The sequence below is a fragment of the Aquirufa sp. A-Brett2-15D genome, assembly GCF_054558735.1.
The window spans coordinates 111,519-131,782 of sequence record NZ_JBSKFT010000003.1; the positions used below are offsets into that span (position 1 = coordinate 111,519).

Here is a 20,264-nt window from a genome sequence, read left to right on the forward strand (position 1 = left end):
GCTTAGTCCGAAGGTGCCTTGAGACGTTCCTAGAGCAGAAATAGGTTAAAATACTTTCAAAGTACTAAATGGCTTTTTCGCGTGTTGACAACATCTGTCAATTCCTGAAAAAGCCATTTATACTTTTAGCCTTTATTTCACACACTATTGGGTTTGGGGCATATAGAGGCAGGTTAGGCTAAATCCACTATACGATTCGCCAAAGGCGAAACCAACTTTATTCTTTGTGCTTTATGCTTTGTGCTTTATGCTTTGTGCTTTAAGCCGAAGGCTCCTTTGAACTTTGCTCTTTGCTCTTTGAAATAGAAGAAGCCCAGCGCTGCGCGCCGGGCTTCTTCTATTTTTCAATCGGCTGATTCTCTTGATCAACAATCACAAAGACATCCTCTGATGGACGCTTCATAAAATATTTCTCTCGAGCGTATTTTTCTAATAACGCTGGATTTCCCATCACGGCAGCGCGTTCCTGTTTCAGCTCTTTTAACTTGTGCCGATAATATTCGTGCTCTGTTTTCAAATCTGCTAGCTCTGTGTAAAGTCTATATTGAACGGATAAATCGTTATTGTCTAGTAAAAACATCCAAACCAACAAAACGCAGGTGGAGATGTAATAGAAACGATTTGGCCCTAAAAATAGACTACGAACGCGATCGAGCATAGAAATAGAATTAGAAATTCAAACCTGGGAAATAAGCGTTAGCCCCTAATTCCTCCTCAATGCGAAGCAATTGGTTGTATTTAGCCATACGATCAGAACGAGAGGCAGAACCAGTTTTGATTTGGCCTGTGTTCAATGCTACTGCTAAGTCAGCAATGGTCGCATCTTCGGTCTCTCCTGAACGGTGTGACATGATGTTTTTGTAAGAATTGCGTTTTGCTAAGTTCACCGTATCAATCGTTTCAGTTAATGAACCGATTTGGTTTACCTTCACTAACACTGCATTTGCAACGCCTTTGTCGATACCTTGTTGTAAACGCTTCACGTTCGTTACGAATAAATCGTCGCCTACTAACTGGCATTTAGAACCGATCAATTTAGTTTGCTCAGCCCAACCTGCCCAATCGTCTTCCGCCATACCGTCTTCGATCGAGATGATTGGGTATTTGTCAGCCCAAGTCTTCCAGTAAGCAGCCATCTCCATAGAGTTCAATTGCTTGCCGTCAGATTTTTTGAACGTGTATAGTCCTGTTTTCTCATCGTAGAATTCAGATGCAGCAGCATCCATCGCGATGAAGATTTCTTCGCCTGGCTTGTAACCTGCTTTTTCGATAGATTGTAAAACGATTTCGATGGCTTCTTCGTTCGACTTGATGTTCGGTGCAAAACCACCTTCGTCACCTACGTTAGTGGAATATCCTTTGGACTTCAACACACCTTTCAATGCGTGGAAAACTTCCGTACCCATACGTAATGCGTGAGAGAATGACTCCGCTTTCGCTGGCATAACCATGAATTCTTGGAAGTCAATCGAGTTATCCGCATGAGAACCACCGTTTAAGATGTTCATCATCGGAACTGGTAAAGTATTTGCGTTTACACCGCCGATGTAGCGGTATAAAGATAAGCCTGCTTCTTGTGCTGCTGCTTTAGCTACTGCTAAAGAAACGCCTAAAATCGCATTTGCGCCCAATTTACTCTTGTTTGGCGTTCCGTCTAATTCAATCATGATGTTATCGATCATGTTTTGTTCAGACACTTCTAAACCCCAAAGTTCTTCTGCAATCGTCGTATTTACATTCTCAACAGCCTTTAAAACACCCTTTCCTACGTAAACTGATTTGTCTTCATCACGAAGTTCTACTGCCTCGTGAATACCTGTAGAAGCTCCAGATGGAACTGCTGCACGTCCAAAAGCACCGTCTTCGGTCTTAATGTCCACCTCAATTGTTGGGTTTCCGCGTGAATCTAAAATTTGTCTTGCGTGTACATACTGTATTGCACTCATCGTATTATATTTATTTTGATTAAAGAATTAAGATTATTGCCTAAATTGAACTGCAAATTAACGCTTTTTTGCCTAATTCCGTATTATCAGATGATAAAATGTATTTCGAGTTGCCTTGTAATGGCCATCGTATTACTACTGAGCCTCAACGCTTTCGCACAAAATGTGGACGTTGACGCTTTTGAAAAGAAGATCAAAGAGACGCCGAACGCTTATTTGCTGGACGTCCGGACTACGGGGGAATTTGGTGGAGGACATTTGCCAAAGGCGATGAACATCGACTTTCGCTCCGCCGATTTCAGCGCGAAGGTGGCCCAATTATCCAAAGATAAGCCCGTCCTAATCTATTGTCTTTCAGGCGGACGTTCCGCACAAGCAGCAGAGCAAATGCGCGCGGCAGGTTTCCAAGTGACGGAAATGAAAGGGGGTTATTTAAAGTGGACGACTCGGATGAAACCATTAGAGGGTGTGCCTGATGTGAAGCATGATGCGGCTTGGAATTTGGCAGACTTCAAAAAAGAAATCGCCTCATCAGACGCCGTCGTGGTCGATTTTTATGCCAAATGGTGCGCCCCTTGCCTCAAAATGATGCCCATCGTCGATAAATTAGCGGAAGAATTCAAAGGCGTCGTGACCGTTTTAAAGGTCGAAGCAGACGGCAACCAAGCCATCATGCAGGCCTACGGAATAGACGAAATCCCGAGTTTCATCGTCTTCTCTAAAGGGGAGTTGATCACTAAAACATCGGGATTCCGGGAAGAGGCCGCGTTAAAAGAACTTTTTACTGCGACCAAGAAGTAGGCTGACGCTCCCAGCGGTGCGCGCGCAACTCTTCAACTAAATCATTTGATAAACCCTGTCCATCTGAAGTAGCGGTATTACTTTCCACGTGCTTAATCTTACGCATGCCCGGAATGATCGTACCCACATCTGGATTTGACAGGATGAAACGTAAAGCCACTTCCGGTAAATCCATTCCCTCAGGAACAAGCGGTTTCAACGCATTTGCGTGATCCACACTCGAAATCAAATTCTCTGGAACGAAATACGTCGAACGCCAATCATTCGCAGGGAATGTCGTGTCATAAGTCATCAAACCTGTCAAACTTCCCTCATCAAAAGGAACGCGCGCAATCACACCCACGTCTAATTTCTTGCAAAGAGGAAATAATTGGTCTTCTGGATTTTGGTCAAAAATATTATAAATCACCTGCACCGAAGATATCAAACCTGTTTCTAAGGTGTTCAAACAATTATTCGGCTCCCAGCGATTCACCGACACACCCCAATGAGCTACTTTTCCTTCTTTAGTTAATTTCTCCACCGCCATCTTCCACTCATCACGATCAGCCCAGGCATCTTCCCAAACATGGAACTGCTGCAAATCAATTTGCTCCACTTTCATGTTACGCAAACTTTTTTCCGTGTATTCCACGATATGATCAGCCGGGAAGCAATCTTCGATATAAAAATGTGGCTTTGATGGCCAAGTAAAATTTTTGGGCGGAATCTTCGTCGCCGCATATAAGGTGGTTTCTTTATGACGCTTCAAAAGACCCCCTAGGATTTCCTCCGACTTACCTTCTGCATATCCCCAAGCGGTGTCAAAAAAGTTACAGCCCAGTTCTACTGAACGATCCAACGATTTATTTACTTCCTCCACATCAGAGCCAGTCCATCCAGCTAATCCCCACATGCCATATCCCACTTCACTCACCTGCCAGCCTGTCCGGCCAAATCGTCTTGTATTCATTTTTCTATTTTATTATTCGAAAATTAAGTAAAAAATCCCTTACCTCTGTACCGTTAAGTACGTGATATCTTAAATATTAGTAAACAATCAGATGCCATTTCTACATGATTTGCTAATATAATATATGTAACCTATTATATATTAACCGGTTAATCAATGAAATAAATGCAATAATAGTCAATAACGCAAATAACCTAATTATTGTCATTATCTGTAATGATAGGCCGTAGATTTGACGTACTAACTGCTCTACTATTATGACGTTAACCATTAAGAATGAACAAAACTGCTCGCTTTCATTAGGCGATCAAAGCATTTGCATAAAAGACATCCTTCGGCTAGAGGGTGAAGGTAATTATTCCAAATTTCATTTGAATGACGGCAGCAAAATTATTTCTTGTAGAACCCTGAAATACTTCGAATCCTTCCTTATAGAAAGAGGGTTTATTCGTCCTTCCAAGTCTTCCATAATCAATATGAATGCCATTCTGGCCATTGATTTTAATATTCACAAAATTATCAAATTAGTTAACGATCACCAAGTGACTATCTCGCGTAGGCAGATCAAACCGTTGAAGGAGTTGTTTAGAGCCGCGGAGCGGCAGGTCGTCACTTCGTGACTTAGTCATCGCTTCGCGATTTAGTCGTCCTTCGGACTTAGTCGATGCTTTGCATCTTAGTCGCGACTTCGTCGCTTAGTCAAAATGTCGCCCTCGGCGAATCGTATAGTGGGATTTAAGTATTGTGCCTCTCAGGGCTTCACGCCCAATAATGTGTGAGATAAAGTCTAAAAGTATAAATGGCTTTTTCAGGAATTGACAGATTGTGTCAAAATTCAAAGATCAAAGACCAAAGCAAAAAGCCATCAACCTCCGGACTCATTCCCTCCGGACTATCGACTAGAGACTGCCCACCCTCCGGACTCATTCCCTCCGGACTAGTGACTAGCGACTGCTGCGCAGCAGCTATACCGCGACATGCACTAACTTCTTTGTTGCAAAGAACTCGTCCTTAAAATTTTTGGAAAGATGAAACACCTTATGCTTTCGCTCCAGTTCTTGTAATTCCTCCTTTAAGTCCCCGCCTTTCAAAAACAAAAGACCGTTCTGCAGGTCGTGGTAACTATTCGGGCTGATCTTCTTTTTCACCCAGCCGTAGAAAGGCAACAGACGGGTAACGGCGCGAGAAACGATGAATTCGAATTCGCCATCGATGTCTTCGGCGCGGCCATGCGTGGCTTGCACATTCTGCAAACCAAGGGCTTCAGCAACGCCTTGAACGACTTTGATCTTCTTCCCGATGCTATCCACTAGGTGAAAATTCACTTCGGGGAATAGGATCGCCAAGGGAATGCCTGGAAATCCGCCGCCGGTTCCCACATCTAAAATCTCGGTGCCTGGTTTGAAATCGATGAATTTAGCGATGGACAAAGAGTGTAATACGTGGTGCAACATCAAATTATCAATATCCTTGCGAGATATGACATTAATTTTCTCATTCCACTCCGCATATAAAGGAAACAATTGCTCGAATTGGGCTAATTGCTGATCCGTGATGGAAGGGAAATGTTTTTTGATGATGTCTGCTTTCATGTTATCGTTTTTTGCGTCTGGCTTTCTTGGATTCTGAAAGCAATTTTTTGGCCTCTGTATATTGTGCTGACTTCTTTTCTGCGTTTTCTAATACTTCCTTGCAGAAGTCTACGGCCTCGTCATACTGTTGTTGTTGGAAGGAGATGCGTGCTAATCCTAGGACAGATGCCCAGTAATAGCCGGAATCGGTGGCATCGGTTTCTTTAGAGAAGGCCATGCACTGTTTGAAATAGGCCATGGCTTCGGCCTGGTTTCGGTAGACATATAGGGCGTAATAGCCTAAAATATAGCTGGCATAGCGGCCTGAGGTTGCTTCGTAACCTACTTGGTGCTGTTCGATGCGGCGCAGAATTTCTTTAGAAAGGGACGATGCTTCATTAATATTTCCATTCATGTAGGCTGAACGTGCAAAGGCTCGATGGAAATAGGGGTTGTCTGGGAATGTTTCGTAGGTGTATTTCGCCATTCCGTAGGCCTTTTCGTTCATGTTTTCCATGCCGTAAATCTGCAGAAGGAAATAACGAGCTTCGGTTCGAGTGTAGAAGGCTTGGTAGGAAACCTTTTCTAATTGGGCGATTCCCTGGGTTTTGTTGGCCTTAGGGAATAGCCATAAGACGGGTCTTAAAAGGGGGAAATTCTGCTTAATGAAGAAGTAATAATAATTATAAAGTCCGTCGCCGAACATGAGTTCGGGGCTGAAATCGGCGAAATTGCGGGAGTATTCGAGGTATTTAAGGGCGTTTTTGGCGGCCAAAGTGGCGCGCGTCCAGTGCTTGCGTTCTGCATGAAGACGTCCTTTAAAGGCGTAGGCGGCAGCCATGAAAAAGGCTGCTTCGGGGTTTTCGGTTTCGTCGTAGATTTTTTCGGCCTTGGAGATACTTTGGTCCATATATTCAATCAAACGATTGTCATAAACCTCGCTCCTCGTATTAGGCACAATTTTCCACCATTGCATCAGGCCTAACAAGAAATCAGGCAGCGGGTGCTGTGGGTACTTAATCTTTAAATAATTGAATTCGCGTTCAGCTTCCGGAAAGTGGAAGTTATACATCTGGTTGATGGCCAAAGTAGCCTCCGTCTGAACTTCGGTAGTGAGTAAAAGCATCCCTTTAGATCGCTCCTTCTCCGCCTCATCCGCCTTCTTCCACCATTGCGCATTCGAATCGAATGAAGGTAGAAGAAGGCCGAAAATACAGGCTAAAAATCTAAGATGATATCTCAATTTGATCTCCATTTTGGTTTAAGAATTTAAATTCTGTTATGCCAAATGAGGAATCTTCCATAATCGTAATCCAGGTCTTGTATTGCAAGAACCAGTTCATGCGAATGGAAGGGAAGCCTTTGGTGAAATACGCACTCAAGAAAGGATGCACTAAAAGTGTCAATTTCTTCTCGTTTTGCTTCGTCAACAAATGTTCCAAATGCTGTTCAACAATGTCTGAAACCGCTATACTCGCCGTAATGCTACCCGTTCCGCCGCAGCTAGGACAGGTTTCATGCGTGGCTACGTTCATCTCTGGACGCACACGCTGACGCGTAATCTGCATCAAGCCAAACTTCGTCAAAGGTAAAATGGTGTACTTCGAACGATCTCCACGCATTTCATCGCGCATGATGTCCTGAATTAACTTACGGTTCTCCGCTCGCTTCATATCAATGAAGTCGATCACAATAATACCGCCCATATCACGAAGACGTAATTGGCGAGCTACTTCTTTCGCAGCTTCCCGGTTCACACTTAAGGCCGTCGCTTCTTGATCATCCTCTGAATTCGATTTATTTCCCGAATTCACGTCGATCACGTGCAATGCTTCCGTGTGTTCCACGATTAAATATCCACCACCAGGCAAAGATACCGAACGGCCAAAAAGCATTTTCAATTGCTTTTCAATGCCTAATTGCTCGAATAACTTGGTTTTGCTTTGGTGTAGCTTAACAATCTTCTCCTTTTCAGGAGCGACATTGTGTACATAGCCTTTTGCCTCATTATACAATTCAGGTGTATCAACGATGACATTATCAAAATCATTGTTCAAGAGGTCGCGCAACATCGAAGTTGCACGGCTCATTTCACCGATAATTCTGTCTCCAGCTTTCGCATCGACTAATTTCACAAGACCTTCCTCCCACTTAGCGATCGAATCCTTCAGGTCGCGCTCCATTTCTTCCACCGCTTTACCTTCAGCCACGGTACGCACGATTACACCGTAATTTTTCGGCTTAATCGAGGTCATTAGCTTTTGAAGGCGATTGCGTTCCGCTTTCGAGGTGATCTTTTTCGAGATATTCACACCGTTTGCAAAAGGAACTAAAACAAGGAAACGACCTGCGATGGAAATATCGCAAGATAAACGAGGGCCTTTAGTTGAAATAGGTTCCTTAACGACTTGAACTAAAGCCAAATGTCCTTTTTGAACCGCTTTCTCGATCTTCCCTAATTTATCAATTTCGGGCTCAAGCTTGAAGTTCTCTAAACGAATGACTTTACTTTTCTTCGTCATTACCTCCCGCGTAAACTTCTGCAGGGTAGGCAAATTAGGTCCTAGGTCATGGTAATGCAAGAATGCATCCTTTTCATAACCAATGTCAATAAAAGCGGCGTTCAGTCCTGAAACCAATTTTTTAACCGTTCCGAGGTAAATATCCCCTACGGAAAACTGTGGTTCAGACTGTTCAATATGGTACTCTACTATCCTTTTGTCATGCAAAAGGGCTATTCGATCCCCCTTGGGAGTCGAATTAATGATTAATTCATTGCTCACAATTTATGTCGAGAAGAATGGTACAGGGCCATTGGCCCATATAGTCTAAAGATAATTAAAATAAACGCCAAAAACAGGCCATTTCGAAAAATGCCTGTTCCTGCGTTACCTAAATACATTTCCCATCTGGAAAGTGGATTTACGAAGACTATTTCTTCTTATGACGATTCTTACGAAGACGTTTCTTTCTTTTGTGAGTGGAAATCTTGTGACGTTTTCTTTTTTTACCGCAAGGCATAATGTTAAGAATTAATGTGTTAAATACTATACGAAGTTGATTTTCAACCTCTAATGCTCCTGCATTTCTGCAAGCAACTCTTTAGCGGCCTTCTGCTCCTCTGCATCCTTAGATTGCTCTAAAACACGCTTCAGGACTTTCTCAGCCTCTTCTTTTTTATCTAACTGGGCTAAACAAAAACCGAGATTTAACGCGGCTTTATGGTTATTAGGCTCCAGCTTCAATATCTGGGTGAATCGTTCTTGGCCTTTGCCAAACTGATTCGATTTAATCGATAATATCCCTAAATTAAACAAGGCTGGCACAAACGTGGGCTCTTGTTCAATCACTTCGCGAAGTAGCGTAATGCCCTTCATCGGAGTGGGTGTATCTACGTACGTCATCGCCATGTTCGATTTTACCAGCAGATTACTTGGATCGATGGCCAAAGCCTTCGTGAAGTACAATCTTGCTTTCTCGCCCATTTTACCACCTTTCTGTCCATTCAAAGCATACGTTTGTGCTTCGAAGTAGAGCTGACCGGCACGTAGAACGTTCGTCAAACTGGGATGCTGATCCGCATAATTCGCTGCAAAAACCGCAGCAGAATCATAGTGACTCGCATTCATAAAAGCCCGCATCAGATTTTCCAAGGCTTTCACCTGAGAAGCATCTGTCTTAGCAGCAGCAAAAGCGGATTTCAACGTAGAAATCTCTTTTAACTGAGCTGAAGATAGGGGAGCAGCATGCTCTTCCTTTTCTGCGACTTTTTCCGTCTTTTCGCTACCCGCGTCTCGGTTAGCGCCCCCCGCAGGAGTATTTTGTGTCTTACCCGCCACATTACCTTTCGGCAATGAAAACAATAGGGTGCTTATCCCTAGTCCTACCAGAAGAATGATCAAAAGGTTTTTTTTCATTTTTCTAGACCCTTTCTAAGCCCTAAAGCTTATTTAGTGGGGTCAGTACTAGTTTTTACTTGCTCCACGAATACTTTAGCTGGTTTAAAGCTAGGCACATAGTGCGCTTCGATCGTGATCGCTGTATTTTTAGAAATATTACGAGCAATCTTCTGTGCTCTCTTTTTGTTAATGAAGCTACCAAAACCGCGAACATAAATGTTCTCCTGATTCGCTAAATTATTTTTTACTACTTCGAAAAAAGATTCTAACGTTTCCGATACATCTTTCTTATCAATTCCTGTTTTGCTGGTAATCTCAGCAATTACATCTGCCTTTGTCACGTTTCTTCAATTTATTAAATGATGATTCTTAGGTAATTACAATTCCCCCTCTTTAAAAGGGACACAAAAGTAACGTTTTTCTCTCAATTCTCTAAAAATTCTTTCAAATTCAGGGTGATTTTTTTCGTAAATTTGATTTTACCCATGCAGAAAAGCTCCATTCACCCCTTTGCGTCTACCATTATTACTTGGTATGCTGAACATCAGCGAGAGTTGCCTTGGCGTAAAACGAGGGATCCGTATGCGATTTGGCTTTCCGAAATCATCTTACAGCAGACGCGTGTAGCTCAGGGTTTACCTTATTATCAGCGATTGCTGGCTGAATTCCCTACTGTTCGGGATTTAGCTGAAGCACCGGAGGCGTCTTTGCTGCGGCTTTGGCAAGGTTTAGGCTATTATTCTCGTGCGCGAAATTTGCAGAAGGCCGCCCAGCTGATCATGCGGGATTTTGCGGGGACTTTCCCACCAACTTACGAGGAGATCATTTTGCTTCCGGGTGTAGGTCCCTATACGGCGGCGGCGATTGCGTCTTTTGCTTTTGATGAGGCCAAAGCCGTAGTGGATGGAAATGTCTTCCGAGTTTTGTCGCGCGTGTTCGCAGTGGAAACGGATATTGCGTCTTCGGCCGCCCGGGGTGTTTTTACTTCCCTCGCTCAATCTTTAATCCCTGCTCAGGATCCCGCTGGATTTAATCAGGCGATTATGGAATTTGGTGCCTTGCAATGTACGCCTGCGCCGGATTGTTCGGTCTGTCCTTTGGCTGTTTTTTGTCAGTCAAATAAGGAGCATCGGGTCACTGATTTCCCGGTGAAATCGAAGAAAACGAAGGTCAAAGAGATACAGATGGACTATTTAATCATCGAACAAAATGGGCAGCTTTTAGTACGTGAACGGGCTGAAAATAGTATTTGGAAGGGTTTGTGGGAGTTCTATTTAATCGAAGATCCGGCAGAGTGGCTGCCTTTTTCGCGCAAGGCCTTGAAGTCCCCGCCGGTGCATCTTTTAAGTCACCGAAAAATTCATTGCCATGCTTGGCATGTTCAAGTTCCTGATAATTTTGCGTTGGAAATTCCAACCGGATACGGATGGATGAGCCCCTCAGACTTCGAGAGCAAAGGAAAATCAGTTTTGCTTTTGAACCTAATAACTGATAATTTAGATTGTCCTATTTTACAAGACATTTCGCCCATGTACCTTTAGGCAATGCAAGGAGCCTTGCTGAGCTAACCATTTAAAAAACAAATCATTATGGCTGGAGTAAACAAAGTTATTTTACTAGGAAATTTAGGTGCTGACCCAGAAGTTCGCGCACTACCTAGCGGCGTGAAAGTGGCGAATATTAACATCGCTACCTCTGAATCCTATACGGGGAAGGATGGACAACGAGTAGATCAAACGGAATGGCATCGCGTGGAGCTTTGGGATAACCTAGCGAACATCGCGGAACAATATTTACGAAAAGGAAACCAAGTCTACATCGAAGGAAAAATTCGTTCTGAAGAGTGGCAAGATAAGAATGGCGCGACCGTACGTGGTTATAAAGTACGTGCGACCTCTATTAATTTAATCGGTGGCCGTAATGAAGGTGCGCCAGCAGCTGGGGCAGCCGAAAGACCTAAGCCTGAAGCTGTTTTAGCTGGGGAGACGAAAAGCGATCCATTCCCGCCCATGATGGAAGAAGGAGACGATCTTCCATTTTAAATTTTTGATACAAAAAAGGGGATATCGCTTTTCGTATTCCCTTTTTTGTAAATTTGCATTGATAAGTTCACCCCCTTTATGGACCCAGACCCCTTACCCAATCTATTATTACTCGCTTTGGAGCCTTCCATTAGCCTGAGTTCTATTGGGTTTATTTCCTTCATTTTAGTAGCTCTATTGTTTCTGTCGGCTGTTTTAGCTGGTTCAGAGGTAGCCTTCTTTTCCTTAAATGCAGACCAGCGCATTAGCCTACGCGAGAGTGAATTAAGTAGTGAGAAAAAGGTCAGCCAATTACTGGATAAACCACAACAATTACTGGCTACTCTGTTGATTTCCATCAACTTTGTCAATATTATTTTCATTACGCTGGCTAATTATTTAACCTCTATGATTCTGGGACAACAGTCCATGGAGACTTTAGTGGTGACTTTGTTTTTGTTGTTTGGGGTGACGTTTATCATTACGTTTTTTGGTGAATTAATTCCCAAAGTATGGGCCCAGCAAAATAATGTCAATTTTGCGCGCTATTCTGCCCCATTAATTAGCTTCCTGAGTTTTGTGTTTTCGCCTCTATCGAAAGCATTGCTAGGTATTTCGGGTTTGATCGAGAAACGGGTGAAGAAGAAATCCTATACCTTAACGTCTGAAGAATTACACCAAGCTCTAGAGATTACGACGGATGAGACGACGACGGATCAGGAAAAAGATATTTTACGGGGGATTCTGAATTTTGGGAATATTTCCGTTAAATCGGTGATGCAGGCAAGACGAGAGATCGTGGCTATCGATACGAGCATGAATTTTCACGAATTAATGGACCTCATTAATAAGAATGGCTATTCTCGTGTGCCTGTTTACAAGGAGACGATCGATAAAATCGAGGGAATTCTTTATATTAAAGACTTGTTGAAACACATCGATCAAGATGAGAATTTCGATTGGATACCCCTTTTGCACAGCCCTTTCTTTGTTCCAGAAAACAAGAAAATCGATGATTTACTCTATGATTTCCAAGAGAAAAGGGTGCACATGGCCATCATTGTGAATGAATACGGAGAAACCGAGGGACTTGTGACGATGGAGGATATCATCGAAGAGATCGTGGGAGAGATTAATGATGAGTTCGATGAGGTCGAGGCGGATTACAAGAAAATTTCAGAAAATGTGTATCTCTTTGAGGCGAAGACTTCCTTGAACGATTTCTGCCGCGTATTTGAGGTGGAAGCGGCTTATTTCGAGAAGGCCAAAGGTGAAAGTGAATCGCTGGCAGGTTTGATTATCGAACTTTTTGGTCGAATTCCGAGTGCTGGGGAAGATCTTAATTTCGAAGACTTCAACTTCAAGGTGCAATCTGTGGATACGCGCCGCATCAAGAAAGTACGCGTGACGCATAGGCCAGCGGCTGATCAAGACGATTCACAAAACTAAGCCGAATTAGGTAACGATCATTAGTTTCGCGAAGCTCAACAAGAGCGTTTTTTCGCCCACACCCTTTTCAAAATCAATTACCGCTTTGCGCTCGGCGCCATTCACATCAATGCGTTTGATGAGGCCAAAACCGAATTTAGCGTGCTCGACTTTTTGGCCGGCAGCTAGAGCTAAGGCATCAGTCGCCTGGAAATTCGTAGAAACTACGTGCTGGTAATTCGTGTTCGTCGTTGGTTTTTGAATCAATTGTGCCGCGGATGGAGCTGGCTTTGCGCTGAACCCAGTTTTTTGGACGGGGCGGAAGCTGGAAACTTCCTTTCGCGCGCCGGCCGGCTTCGCCATCTTCACAAAATTAGGATCTAATTCATTCAAGAAACGACTCGGTTCACATGCCTTCAAACGGCCAAACTGGTAACGTGATTCCGCATAAGAAATCATCAATTTCTTCTCTGCCCGAGTGACCGCCACATAAAACAAGCGGCGCTCTTCTTCGAGGTCCTGCTGGGATTGCAACATCATTTGGGACGGAAATAAATCCTCCTCTAACCCGACTAAAAAGACCCGATTGAATTCCAACCCCTTCGCCGAGTGAATCGTCATCAAAGTCACCTTATCGCGATCCGCTGGATCTTCATCCGCATCGGCATTTGTCAATAATGAAACGGATTGCAAAAAAGTCGAAAGGGATTTGTCCTCGTTCTCCGGATTGTCCACGAAGGATTTAATGGCATTGAGTAATTCTTGTAAGTTTTGGTAACGTGCTAAGCCCTCCACCGTCTTGTCTTCGTACAACTCCCGCATCAAACCAGATGCCTTCGCCACGTGATTCGCTACTTCGTAAGCATCTTTCTGCTCTACTTCCACCATCAACTTAAAGGACTTAATCAAATCCGCAAAAGCATCAATTCCCGCGCTTCCGCGAGCCGCATTAAATTGCCCGATATTAGAAACGATATCCCAAACCGGTACCTTATTCTCCGCCGCGGTTACGACGATTTTAGCGATGGTCGTATCACCAATTCCCCGCTTAGGCAAGTTGATAATGCGCTTGAAGGCCTCCTCATCGTTTTGATTGACTGTAAAACGTAAATAACCGAGTACGTCCTTGATCTCCTTGCGTTGGTAGAAAGAAACGCCTCCAATGATGCGGTATTTGATATTTAAGCGGCGCAAGGCCTCTTCAAAAGAACGTGATTGGGCGTTTGTACGGTATAAAATGGCGAAGTCCGTCCACTTTAAATTCTCTTTTTGAGCTGCCTCAAAAATCGTCGAAGCGATCATGCGGCCTTCTTCGTTATCACTCGATGCACGAATGATTTCGATATCATCTCCATCCTCGTTCGAGGTGAAGACGTCCTTCTTTAATTGATTTTTATTGCGGGAAATGATCGAATTCGCCACGGCGACAATCGCCTTCGTGGAACGGTAATTCTCCTCTAATTTAATGGTCATTAAATCCGAGTAATCGCGCTCGAAGTTGAGGATATTTTGGATATCCGCACCGCGGAAAGCATAAATAGACTGCGCGTCATCGCCCACCACACAGATGTTGCGATTTACCGCGGATAATTTCTTCGTGATTAAATATTGGGAGACATTGGTGTCTTGAAACTCATCGACCATCACGTGCTTGAACTTGTGTTGGTATTTATTCAATACGTCCAAATGATCTCGGAAGAGGATGTTTGTTTGGAACAATAAATCATCAAAATCCATCGCATTCGCTGCAAAACAACGGGCACAATATAACTGATATAATTCCCCCAGCGCCGGAATGCGAGCCAGGCGATCTTCCTCTGATAAAATCGACGATCCGGTGTATTGCGCCGGGCCGATCAAACGGTTCTTCGCATTCGAGATACGGTTCAAGACTAAATTAACTTTGTAGATTTTATCGTCTAAATTCTTCTCCTTAATGAGGGCGCGAATTAATGACTTCGAATCATCCGTATCGTAAATAGAAAAGTTCGAGGTGTAGCCGAGGCGGGTGCCTTCGAAACGAAGAATTTTGGCAAAAATCGAGTGAAAAGTACCCATCCAAATGTTCTTCGCCGCAGACCCGATCACCGTTTCAATCCGATGACGCATCTCGCCCGCCGCTTTATTCGTAAAGGTCAAAAGTAGGATGGAAAATGGATCCACACCGGTCTCAATCAAATGAGCCGTGCGATACGTCAGCACGCGGGTCTTTCCAGAACCGGCGCCGGCGATAATCATCAAAGGACCATCAATATATTCGACCGCTTTTCGTTGAGGCTCGTTCAGGCCAGCTAGGTAATCCATGTGTTTTGGGGTAATCAATAAAGGGTTCAAAAATACAAAATTACCACCGGATTTTAGTGTAGGCCTGCATTTTAGTTGTGCCCCGCATTTTTCTCGCCAGCAGGAATGGCTAAAGTCAATTTATTTTCCTTCGTAGGCAAGGGACAAGTCGCGAAAGGAGTGAAGGCGCAGGGCGGATTATAGGCCTTATTGAAATCTAGCGTAACTGTTCCGTCCGGATTGAATCCTTTTGTGTCCATAAAACGGCCGGCGCCATAGGTTGATTTTTTATTTGTAGCATCGCCAAAAACGATAAAGAAACCCTCCTTCGTCTCCCCCGGACCCGCCTCTAAGCGATAGGTCTTCCCATCGATTGTAAATTCCAATAATCCGGGTGAATCTTCCTGGTAAGAACGCCCCGTAATGTCAATGATGGTCACCTTTTTGCCTGCGGTGGGGATGAATTTGGCGTTTATTTTCCATTTCGGATCTGCCGGAAAATATTCAATCCCATTAAAGGCTTTTAGGTATTCTCCCTCTAAATCCCGCAAGCGAATCGCGTAATTCTCCCCCCGTTGAATGATAAACCAGCGAAGCGATTGATGCGAAATAAGTGTAGGCTTTGCATCCGAGTAGGGAAAGATCACCTGATTATTATAAGTTACTTGATTATTTTTTAAAAGAACCTTCCCTAAGGAGGCCTCCGCGTGAGGAAAGACAAAGTCGTTTGATTCCGCCCCACCGATGGTGTTTTCTCCTTCTTTCAGCCAAAACAAACCCGCTAAATTCAACCAGCCAGTTTCGGACTTGAGATAAGCTTCTCTTTTGGCATAAAAATCAGCATAATCCTCCTGAGAACGCGCCGTGAACGCTAAGAGAGTGAGGAGCAAAAATAGGGTGTTCTTCATAGGGGGATATTTGCCTAAAAATACTAAATTACCTCGGAAATTTACCCCATGAACCCTCAAATCTACGAACTAGGCGATACTGCGATCACGATCGAATTCGGGAACGAAATCAGCATGGAATTCCATGAAGAGGTGATTCGGCGATTTTACCAATTCCAATCGAATCCCTTGCCTGGAACTTTGGACCTCATCCCCGCTTATACGAGCCTGACTATCGTCTTTGATTTAGGCTATGTGGCAAGTCGTTTTCAAGGTTTAGCTGGGATGAAAACGCTGATAGAAGAAAAATTAGCTGAACCATTTTCAGCGTCGACCCCAGAAGGTCGTCTACATAAAATTCCTTGTTGGTATGAAGGGCCCGATTTAGCTTTTGTGGCCACCTGCTGCGGACTGAGCGAAGCGGAAATCATCCACATTCACAGTGAAAAAGAATACCAGGTTTATTTTTTGGGCTTCTTACCAGGCTTTGCCTACATGGGTACCACCGATGAGCGCATCACCGTGGCGCGCAAAGAAACCCCAGTGAATATCTCGCCGGGGGACATTGGTCTTGCGGGGAATCAAACGGGCATTTACCCCCTTGCCTCGCCAGGGGGTTGGCAAATTATAGGCCGAACGAAACTGATTCCTACCTTTAGAGCAGGTGATCGTGTACGTTTTATCCCGCAGCGCTCATGAAAAATGTGAAAAAAGGCTTATTTGATTCGCTGCAGAGTCTTCCCAGCTTTGGCCTGCAACATCAGGGAATTCCACCTGGGGGTGCCATGGACACATTTTCGTTGCAATTAGCCAATGCCCTAGTAGGCAATGATTTATATGACAAGGTGCTGGAGATGCACTTCCCGGCAGGTGTGTATGAATTCGAGACGAGCACTTTGCTCGCTATTTGTGGAGCGAATTTTAGCACCTGTTTAGATGACGTCCCCGTCCCAATGAATCAGCCGATTAAAGTGCCGAAGGGTACGGTTTTGACTTGTAAAAAGCCGGTATCAGGCATGCGCGTCTACGTTGCCTCCCGAGAACTAAAGGACGAACAAGTGTCGCGCACTAAAATCATGCCCTGGTCGATGGGGCCTGAAAATGAACCGGATAAAGAACCCATTCGGATTCTGTGCGGACGGGAATGGGACCACATCAAAGCCTGTTCGCAACAGACTTTATTAAGTAAGGATTTTGCCATTTCGGCGACCTCGAATCGAATGGGATATCAGCTCGTTCAAGCTCCTTTAAAAATGGTTTCCACGGGCGCGATGTTATCTTCTGCGGTCACTGCAGGAACCATTCAATTACTTCCGTCCGGTCAACTCGTGGTATTAATGGCGGCGCATCAAACAACCGGTGGCTATCCCCGCGTCGCGCATGTGATATCTGCCGATCTTCCTCGCTTAGCCCAAATGGGGCCTGGCGAAAGCCTCCGCTTCACCTTAACTGATCCGATGACAGCGGAATATGAGTGGATATTTCAACAAAATTATTTGCAACAAGTGCGGAATGTGTGTGCTTTGAAATTAAGCCAGCATCGATTCGATCACCACTAATTCGTCGCGCAGTCTCGCCGCTAATGGGAAATCGAGATCCCGTGCCGCTTTCTCCATCTCTTTTCGAATGGTTTCGGATTGCTTTTTCAGCTCTGCTGGTTTCATATAAGCCAACAGCGGATCGGCCGCAATTGGAGCTTGATCCGGATGAATCGTGTAGTTTTTCGTAGGTTTGGCCAAGCGATCAGCGATGGAGGTTTGCTCCATGATTTCGTCGTGTGAACGCCAAATAGTTTTAGGCGTAATTCCGTGCTTCTCGTTATAGGCCATTTGTATGGCGCGGCGGCGATTCGTTTCGGAGATCGCGAGTTCCATCGAACCCGTAATCTTGTCCCCGTACATTAATACTTTACCATTTTCGTTACGGGCGGCACGACCGATGGTCTGAATCAAGGAACGAATGTCGCGTAGGAATCCTTCTTTATCTGCATCCATAATAGCTACCAAGGAAACTTCCGGTAAGTCCAAACCTTCCCTTAGCAAGTTCACCCCCACTAAGACGTCGATGACGCCTAAGCGCAAATTGCGTAGAATTTCGACACGTTCTAGGGTTTTCACTTCGGAGTGAATGTACTGGCATTTTACGCCTACGCGGTCGAGGTATTTCGAGAGTTCTTCCGCCATCCGTTTCGTCAACGTGGTGATTAAGACGCGCTCGTTTTTCTTGATGCGATCGTAGACCTCCTCGAGTAAATTATCGATTTGGTTTTTCGTGGGGCGCACTTCGATTAAAGGATCCAAAAGTCCGGTCGGGCGAATAATCTGTTCGACCACGACTCCTTCTGATCGGCGTAATTCGTAGTCGGAGGGGGTGGCGGAGACGAAAATGGTTTGGCCGATGACGTCTTCGAATTCTTCAAATTTAAGGGGTCGGTTATCCATCGCCGATGGCAAGCGGAAACCATATTCCACTAAGGATTCTTTGCGGGAGCGGTCGCCGCCGTACATGGCCCGGATTTGGGGCATGGAGGCGTGGCTTTCGTCTACTACCATTAAGAAGTCGTCAGGGAAGAAGTCCAAAAGACAGAAGGGGCGCTGACCGGATTTTCTTTGGTCAAAATAACGGGAATAATTCTCGATACCCGAGCAATAACCGAGTTCGCGCATCATTTCTAAGTCAAACTCCGTCCGTTGCTTAATACGTTCAGCCTCCGTCAGGCGTCCTTCGCGACCGAAATACGCGATCTGATTCACTAAATCCTCCTGAATGTGGGAGATGGCATTGTTCAAGGTGTCGCGGCCCGTGACGAATAAATTCGCCGGGAAAACGGCCACCATAGTCTCCGAAGAGATCTTCTTGCCCGTCCACGGATCGATGCGATGAATTTCCTCGATCTCATCGCCAAAAAATACAAAGCGATAACCGAAGTCCGCATACGCTAAAAAGATGTCTACCGTGTCGCCCTTCACGCGGAAGGTTCCGCGCAAGAATTCACCTTCGGTCCGAGCATATAAAATCTCTACTAGTCGGAACAAAAACTGGTTGCGTGAAATCGTATCGCCTACCGCCACCCGCATAATGGAGTTTCGGTATTCCTCCGGATTTCCCATACCATAAATGCAGGAAACCGAGGCGATCACAATGATGTCGCGGCGGCCAGACATCAAGGATGAGGTCGTCGCCAAACGCAATTTTTCAATCTCCTGGTTAATCGAGAGATCTTTTTCTATGTAGGTTCCCGTGGAAGCGATGAAGGCCTCGGGCTGGTAATAATCGTAATAAGAGATGAAATATTCGACCGCGTTTTCAGGGAAGAAATGCTTGAACTCCCCGTATAATTGGGCGGCAAGGGTCTTATTATGGCTCAAAATCAGCGTAGGCCGATTCGTCTGCTGGATCACATTCGCAATCGTAAACGTCTTTCCGGAACCGGTCACTCCTAACAGGGTTTGGGCGGGTTCCTGCTTCTTAATTCCCTCCACTAATTGCCGAATCGCTTCGGGTTGATCACCGGTAGGCTGGTAAGAAGAGGTCAGTTTGAAATCCATCTCGAAATATACGAATAATGGAGAGGAAAATTCGGAGGGAAATACTATTTTTGGGAAAAATCAAACCTCCTTATGTTACGACTAGCACTCATCATCTTCAGCCTAAGCACCCTCTCTTGTAAAACGGACGAGCCCGCTGCTCCTAAAATTAATGTCATTGATTTACCCATCGTTCCCCCTAAGGAATATACGTTTGCGACGACGCCTTTTTGGGCAGACGAATTCGAAAAAGATGGATTACCTGATGCCTCGAAATGGGGTTATGACGTAGGAAATAGTGGATGGGGAAATAATGAACTGCAGAACTATACGAATGCAAATATCAAAAATGCGCACATCGAGAACGGCATTTTAACTATTGAAGCGATCAAAGAAACGGCTGGTTCAAGTGCCTATACATCTGCTCGTATCGTTACAAAAGGCAAAAATGACTTCTTATATGGTCGCATTGAGGCCAAAGCAAAAATCCCTGCCGGCCGTGGAAACTGGCCAGCGATCTGGATGCTCGCTAGTCAAACCGATTATGGAACACAATTCTGGCCAGATAATGGCGAGATCGATATCTTAGAACACGTGGGTTACAATCCAGGCGTGATACATGCAAGTGTGCACACGAAGGCATTCAATCACGGAATTAATACACAAAAGACGGCAACGACTACCTTAGACAAATGGGATTCGGAATTTCACCTGTTCCGTGTGGATTGGACGCCAGATTACATTCGTGCTTTCATTGACGATAAGCAATATTTCGAATTTAAAAACCCGAAAGGCGGCTGGGAACAATGGCCTTTTGACAAGAAACAACATATCTTAATGAACCTAGCGATCGGTGGAAACTGGGGCGGACAAAAAGGTGTGGATGACACGATTTTCCCTAATAAATTCCAAATCGACTACATTCGCGTATACGCTCTGAACCCGTAAG

19 protein-coding genes are annotated in these 20,264 nt (G+C 44.6%); 8 read left to right on the top strand and 11 right to left on the bottom strand.

The genetic code is table 11. The features are described from left to right. Positions 1 to 337 precede the first annotated feature (337 nt). Together ACST14_RS08625 and eno are read right to left on the bottom strand one after the other, a co-directional pair. Positions 338 to 658: an FtsB family cell division protein gene (locus ACST14_RS08625; protein ID WP_459462614.1), complete on the bottom strand. Its 321-nt coding sequence runs from the start codon at positions 656 to 658 to the stop codon at positions 338 to 340. A gap of 10 nt (positions 659 to 668) precedes the next feature. After that, a complete protein-coding gene (gene eno / locus ACST14_RS08630; protein ID WP_459462615.1) occupies positions 669 to 1,946 on the bottom strand; it encodes a phosphopyruvate hydratase in 1,278 nt (425 codons plus the stop codon). Between the two features lie 120 nt (positions 1,947 to 2,066). Here eno and ACST14_RS08635 point away from each other — a divergent pair, with 120 nt between their 5' ends. Further along, positions 2,067 to 2,747: a thioredoxin domain-containing protein gene (locus ACST14_RS08635; RefSeq protein ID WP_459462617.1), complete on the top strand. Its 681-nt coding sequence runs from the start codon at positions 2,067 to 2,069 to the stop codon at positions 2,745 to 2,747. On the opposite strand, the gene ACST14_RS08640 is transcribed toward ACST14_RS08635, so the two are convergent. Beyond that, entirely contained in the window at positions 2,728 to 3,699 is a 972-nt protein-coding gene (locus ACST14_RS08640; protein ID WP_459462619.1) for an aldo/keto reductase, read from the bottom strand. The genes ACST14_RS08635 and ACST14_RS08640 overlap by 20 nt on opposite strands. A 257-nt stretch (positions 3,700 to 3,956) precedes the next feature. Between ACST14_RS08640 and ACST14_RS08645 the strand changes: the two genes are divergently transcribed. Then, positions 3,957 to 4,319: a LytR/AlgR family response regulator transcription factor gene (locus tag ACST14_RS08645; protein WP_459462621.1), complete on the top strand. Its 363-nt coding sequence runs from the start codon at positions 3,957 to 3,959 to the stop codon at positions 4,317 to 4,319. A 345-nt stretch (positions 4,320 to 4,664) separates the two neighbouring features. Here the strand turns inward: ACST14_RS08645 and rsmG are convergent, their stop codons facing one another. The 5 genes from rsmG to ACST14_RS08670 all read right to left on the bottom strand — a co-directional run bounded on the left by rsmG (position 4,665) and on the right by ACST14_RS08670 (position 9,510). After that, positions 4,665 to 5,291, bottom strand: coding sequence for a 16S rRNA (guanine(527)-N(7))-methyltransferase RsmG (gene rsmG, locus ACST14_RS08650; protein ID WP_459462623.1), 627 nt, complete (start codon positions 5,289 to 5,291; stop codon positions 4,665 to 4,667). A 1-nt stretch (position 5,292) separates the two neighbouring features. Beyond that, complete coding sequence (locus ACST14_RS08655; RefSeq protein ID WP_459462625.1) at positions 5,293 to 6,525, bottom strand: tetratricopeptide repeat protein; 1,233 nt, start codon at positions 6,523 to 6,525, stop codon at positions 5,293 to 5,295. After that, positions 6,497 to 8,053, bottom strand: coding sequence for an Rne/Rng family ribonuclease (locus ACST14_RS08660; protein ID WP_459462627.1), 1,557 nt, complete (start codon positions 8,051 to 8,053; stop codon positions 6,497 to 6,499). Before ACST14_RS08660 ends, ACST14_RS08655 begins: the two co-directional genes overlap by 29 nt. A gap of 288 nt (positions 8,054 to 8,341) precedes the next feature. Next, positions 8,342 to 9,187, bottom strand: coding sequence for a tetratricopeptide repeat protein (locus ACST14_RS08665; protein WP_459462629.1), 846 nt, complete (start codon positions 9,185 to 9,187; stop codon positions 8,342 to 8,344). Positions 9,188 to 9,216: 29 nt separating this feature from the next. Then, the gene (locus ACST14_RS08670) at positions 9,217 to 9,510 is read right to left on the bottom strand and encodes an HU family DNA-binding protein (protein WP_459462632.1); all 294 of its coding nucleotides are present in this window, start codon (positions 9,508 to 9,510) and stop codon (positions 9,217 to 9,219) included. Between the two features lie 144 nt (positions 9,511 to 9,654). On the opposite strand from ACST14_RS08670, the gene mutY reads away from it, so the two are divergent. The 3 genes from mutY (at position 9,655) to gldE (ending at position 12,639) form a co-directional block, all read left to right on the top strand. Then, positions 9,655 to 10,710 (top strand): A/G-specific adenine glycosylase, encoded by a 1,056-nt coding sequence (mutY, locus tag ACST14_RS08675; RefSeq protein WP_459462634.1) that lies wholly within the window; start codon positions 9,655 to 9,657, stop codon positions 10,708 to 10,710. A gap of 48 nt (positions 10,711 to 10,758) precedes the next feature. Continuing rightward, positions 10,759 to 11,211, top strand: a complete 453-nt coding sequence (locus ACST14_RS08680) for a single-stranded DNA-binding protein (protein WP_459462636.1) — start codon at positions 10,759 to 10,761, stop codon at positions 11,209 to 11,211. Positions 11,212 to 11,289: 78 nt separating this feature from the next. Further along, a complete protein-coding gene (gene gldE, locus ACST14_RS08685) occupies positions 11,290 to 12,639 on the top strand; it encodes a gliding motility-associated protein GldE (RefSeq protein ID WP_459462638.1) in 1,350 nt (449 codons plus the stop codon). Between the two features lie 6 nt (positions 12,640 to 12,645). On the opposite strand, the gene ACST14_RS08690 is transcribed toward gldE, so the two are convergent. Then, entirely contained in the window at positions 12,646 to 14,922 is a 2,277-nt protein-coding gene (locus ACST14_RS08690) for an ATP-dependent helicase (protein ID WP_459462640.1), read from the bottom strand. 71 nt (positions 14,923 to 14,993) lie between these two features. Next, complete coding sequence (locus ACST14_RS08695; RefSeq protein WP_459462642.1) at positions 14,994 to 15,809, bottom strand: DUF1684 domain-containing protein; 816 nt, start codon at positions 15,807 to 15,809, stop codon at positions 14,994 to 14,996. Positions 15,810 to 15,857: 48 nt separating this feature from the next. Between ACST14_RS08695 and pxpB the strand changes: the two genes are divergently transcribed. Together pxpB and ACST14_RS08705 are read left to right on the top strand one after the other, a co-directional pair. Further along, the gene (gene pxpB / locus ACST14_RS08700) at positions 15,858 to 16,487 is read left to right on the top strand and encodes a 5-oxoprolinase subunit PxpB (protein WP_459462644.1); all 630 of its coding nucleotides are present in this window, start codon (positions 15,858 to 15,860) and stop codon (positions 16,485 to 16,487) included. Continuing rightward, a complete protein-coding gene (locus ACST14_RS08705) occupies positions 16,484 to 17,347 on the top strand; it encodes a 5-oxoprolinase subunit C family protein (protein WP_459462646.1) in 864 nt (287 codons plus the stop codon). The genes pxpB and ACST14_RS08705 overlap by 4 nt, the downstream gene beginning before the upstream one ends. Here the strand turns inward: ACST14_RS08705 and uvrB are convergent. Further along, complete coding sequence (gene uvrB / locus ACST14_RS08710) at positions 17,318 to 19,336, bottom strand: excinuclease ABC subunit UvrB (RefSeq protein ID WP_459462648.1); 2,019 nt, start codon at positions 19,334 to 19,336, stop codon at positions 17,318 to 17,320. The two genes, ACST14_RS08705 and uvrB, sit on opposite strands and share 30 nt — an antisense overlap. A gap of 72 nt (positions 19,337 to 19,408) precedes the next feature. On the opposite strand from uvrB, the gene ACST14_RS08715 reads away from it, so the two are divergent. Continuing rightward, entirely contained in the window at positions 19,409 to 20,263 is an 855-nt protein-coding gene (locus ACST14_RS08715; RefSeq protein WP_459462650.1) for a glycoside hydrolase family 16 protein, read from the top strand. The last annotated feature ends 1 nt before the right edge of the window (position 20,264 follow it).

What these genes read in the sequence shown, in the direction of transcription:
- ACST14_RS08625 (WP_459462614.1), bottom strand. Translation starts at nt 658, where the DNA reads ATGCTCGATCGCGTTCGTAGTCTATTTTTAGGGCCAAATCGTTTCTAT.
- eno (WP_459462615.1), bottom strand. Translation starts at nt 1,946, where the DNA reads ATGAGTGCAATACAGTATGTACACGCAAGACAAATTTTAGATTCACGC.
- ACST14_RS08635 (WP_459462617.1), top strand. Translation starts at nt 2,067, where the DNA reads ATGGCCATCGTATTACTACTGAGCCTCAACGCTTTCGCACAAAATGTG.
- ACST14_RS08640 (WP_459462619.1), bottom strand. Translation starts at nt 3,699, where the DNA reads ATGAATACAAGACGATTTGGCCGGACAGGCTGGCAGGTGAGTGAAGTG.
- ACST14_RS08645 (WP_459462621.1), top strand. Translation starts at nt 3,957, where the DNA reads ATGACGTTAACCATTAAGAATGAACAAAACTGCTCGCTTTCATTAGGC.
- rsmG (WP_459462623.1), bottom strand. Translation starts at nt 5,291, where the DNA reads ATGAAAGCAGACATCATCAAAAAACATTTCCCTTCCATCACGGATCAG.
- ACST14_RS08655 (WP_459462625.1), bottom strand. Translation starts at nt 6,525, where the DNA reads ATGGAGATCAAATTGAGATATCATCTTAGATTTTTAGCCTGTATTTTC.
- ACST14_RS08665 (WP_459462629.1), bottom strand. Translation starts at nt 9,187, where the DNA reads ATGAAAAAAAACCTTTTGATCATTCTTCTGGTAGGACTAGGGATAAGC.
- mutY (WP_459462634.1), top strand. Translation starts at nt 9,655, where the DNA reads ATGCAGAAAAGCTCCATTCACCCCTTTGCGTCTACCATTATTACTTGG.
- ACST14_RS08680 (WP_459462636.1), top strand. Translation starts at nt 10,759, where the DNA reads ATGGCTGGAGTAAACAAAGTTATTTTACTAGGAAATTTAGGTGCTGAC.
- gldE (WP_459462638.1), top strand. Translation starts at nt 11,290, where the DNA reads ATGGACCCAGACCCCTTACCCAATCTATTATTACTCGCTTTGGAGCCT.
- ACST14_RS08690 (WP_459462640.1), bottom strand. Translation starts at nt 14,922, where the DNA reads ATGGATTACCTAGCTGGCCTGAACGAGCCTCAACGAAAAGCGGTCGAA.
- ACST14_RS08695 (WP_459462642.1), bottom strand. Translation starts at nt 15,809, where the DNA reads ATGAAGAACACCCTATTTTTGCTCCTCACTCTCTTAGCGTTCACGGCG.
- pxpB (WP_459462644.1), top strand. Translation starts at nt 15,858, where the DNA reads ATGAACCCTCAAATCTACGAACTAGGCGATACTGCGATCACGATCGAA.
- ACST14_RS08705 (WP_459462646.1), top strand. Translation starts at nt 16,484, where the DNA reads ATGAAAAATGTGAAAAAAGGCTTATTTGATTCGCTGCAGAGTCTTCCC.
- uvrB (WP_459462648.1), bottom strand. Translation starts at nt 19,336, where the DNA reads ATGGATTTCAAACTGACCTCTTCTTACCAGCCTACCGGTGATCAACCC.
- ACST14_RS08715 (WP_459462650.1), top strand. Translation starts at nt 19,409, where the DNA reads ATGTTACGACTAGCACTCATCATCTTCAGCCTAAGCACCCTCTCTTGT.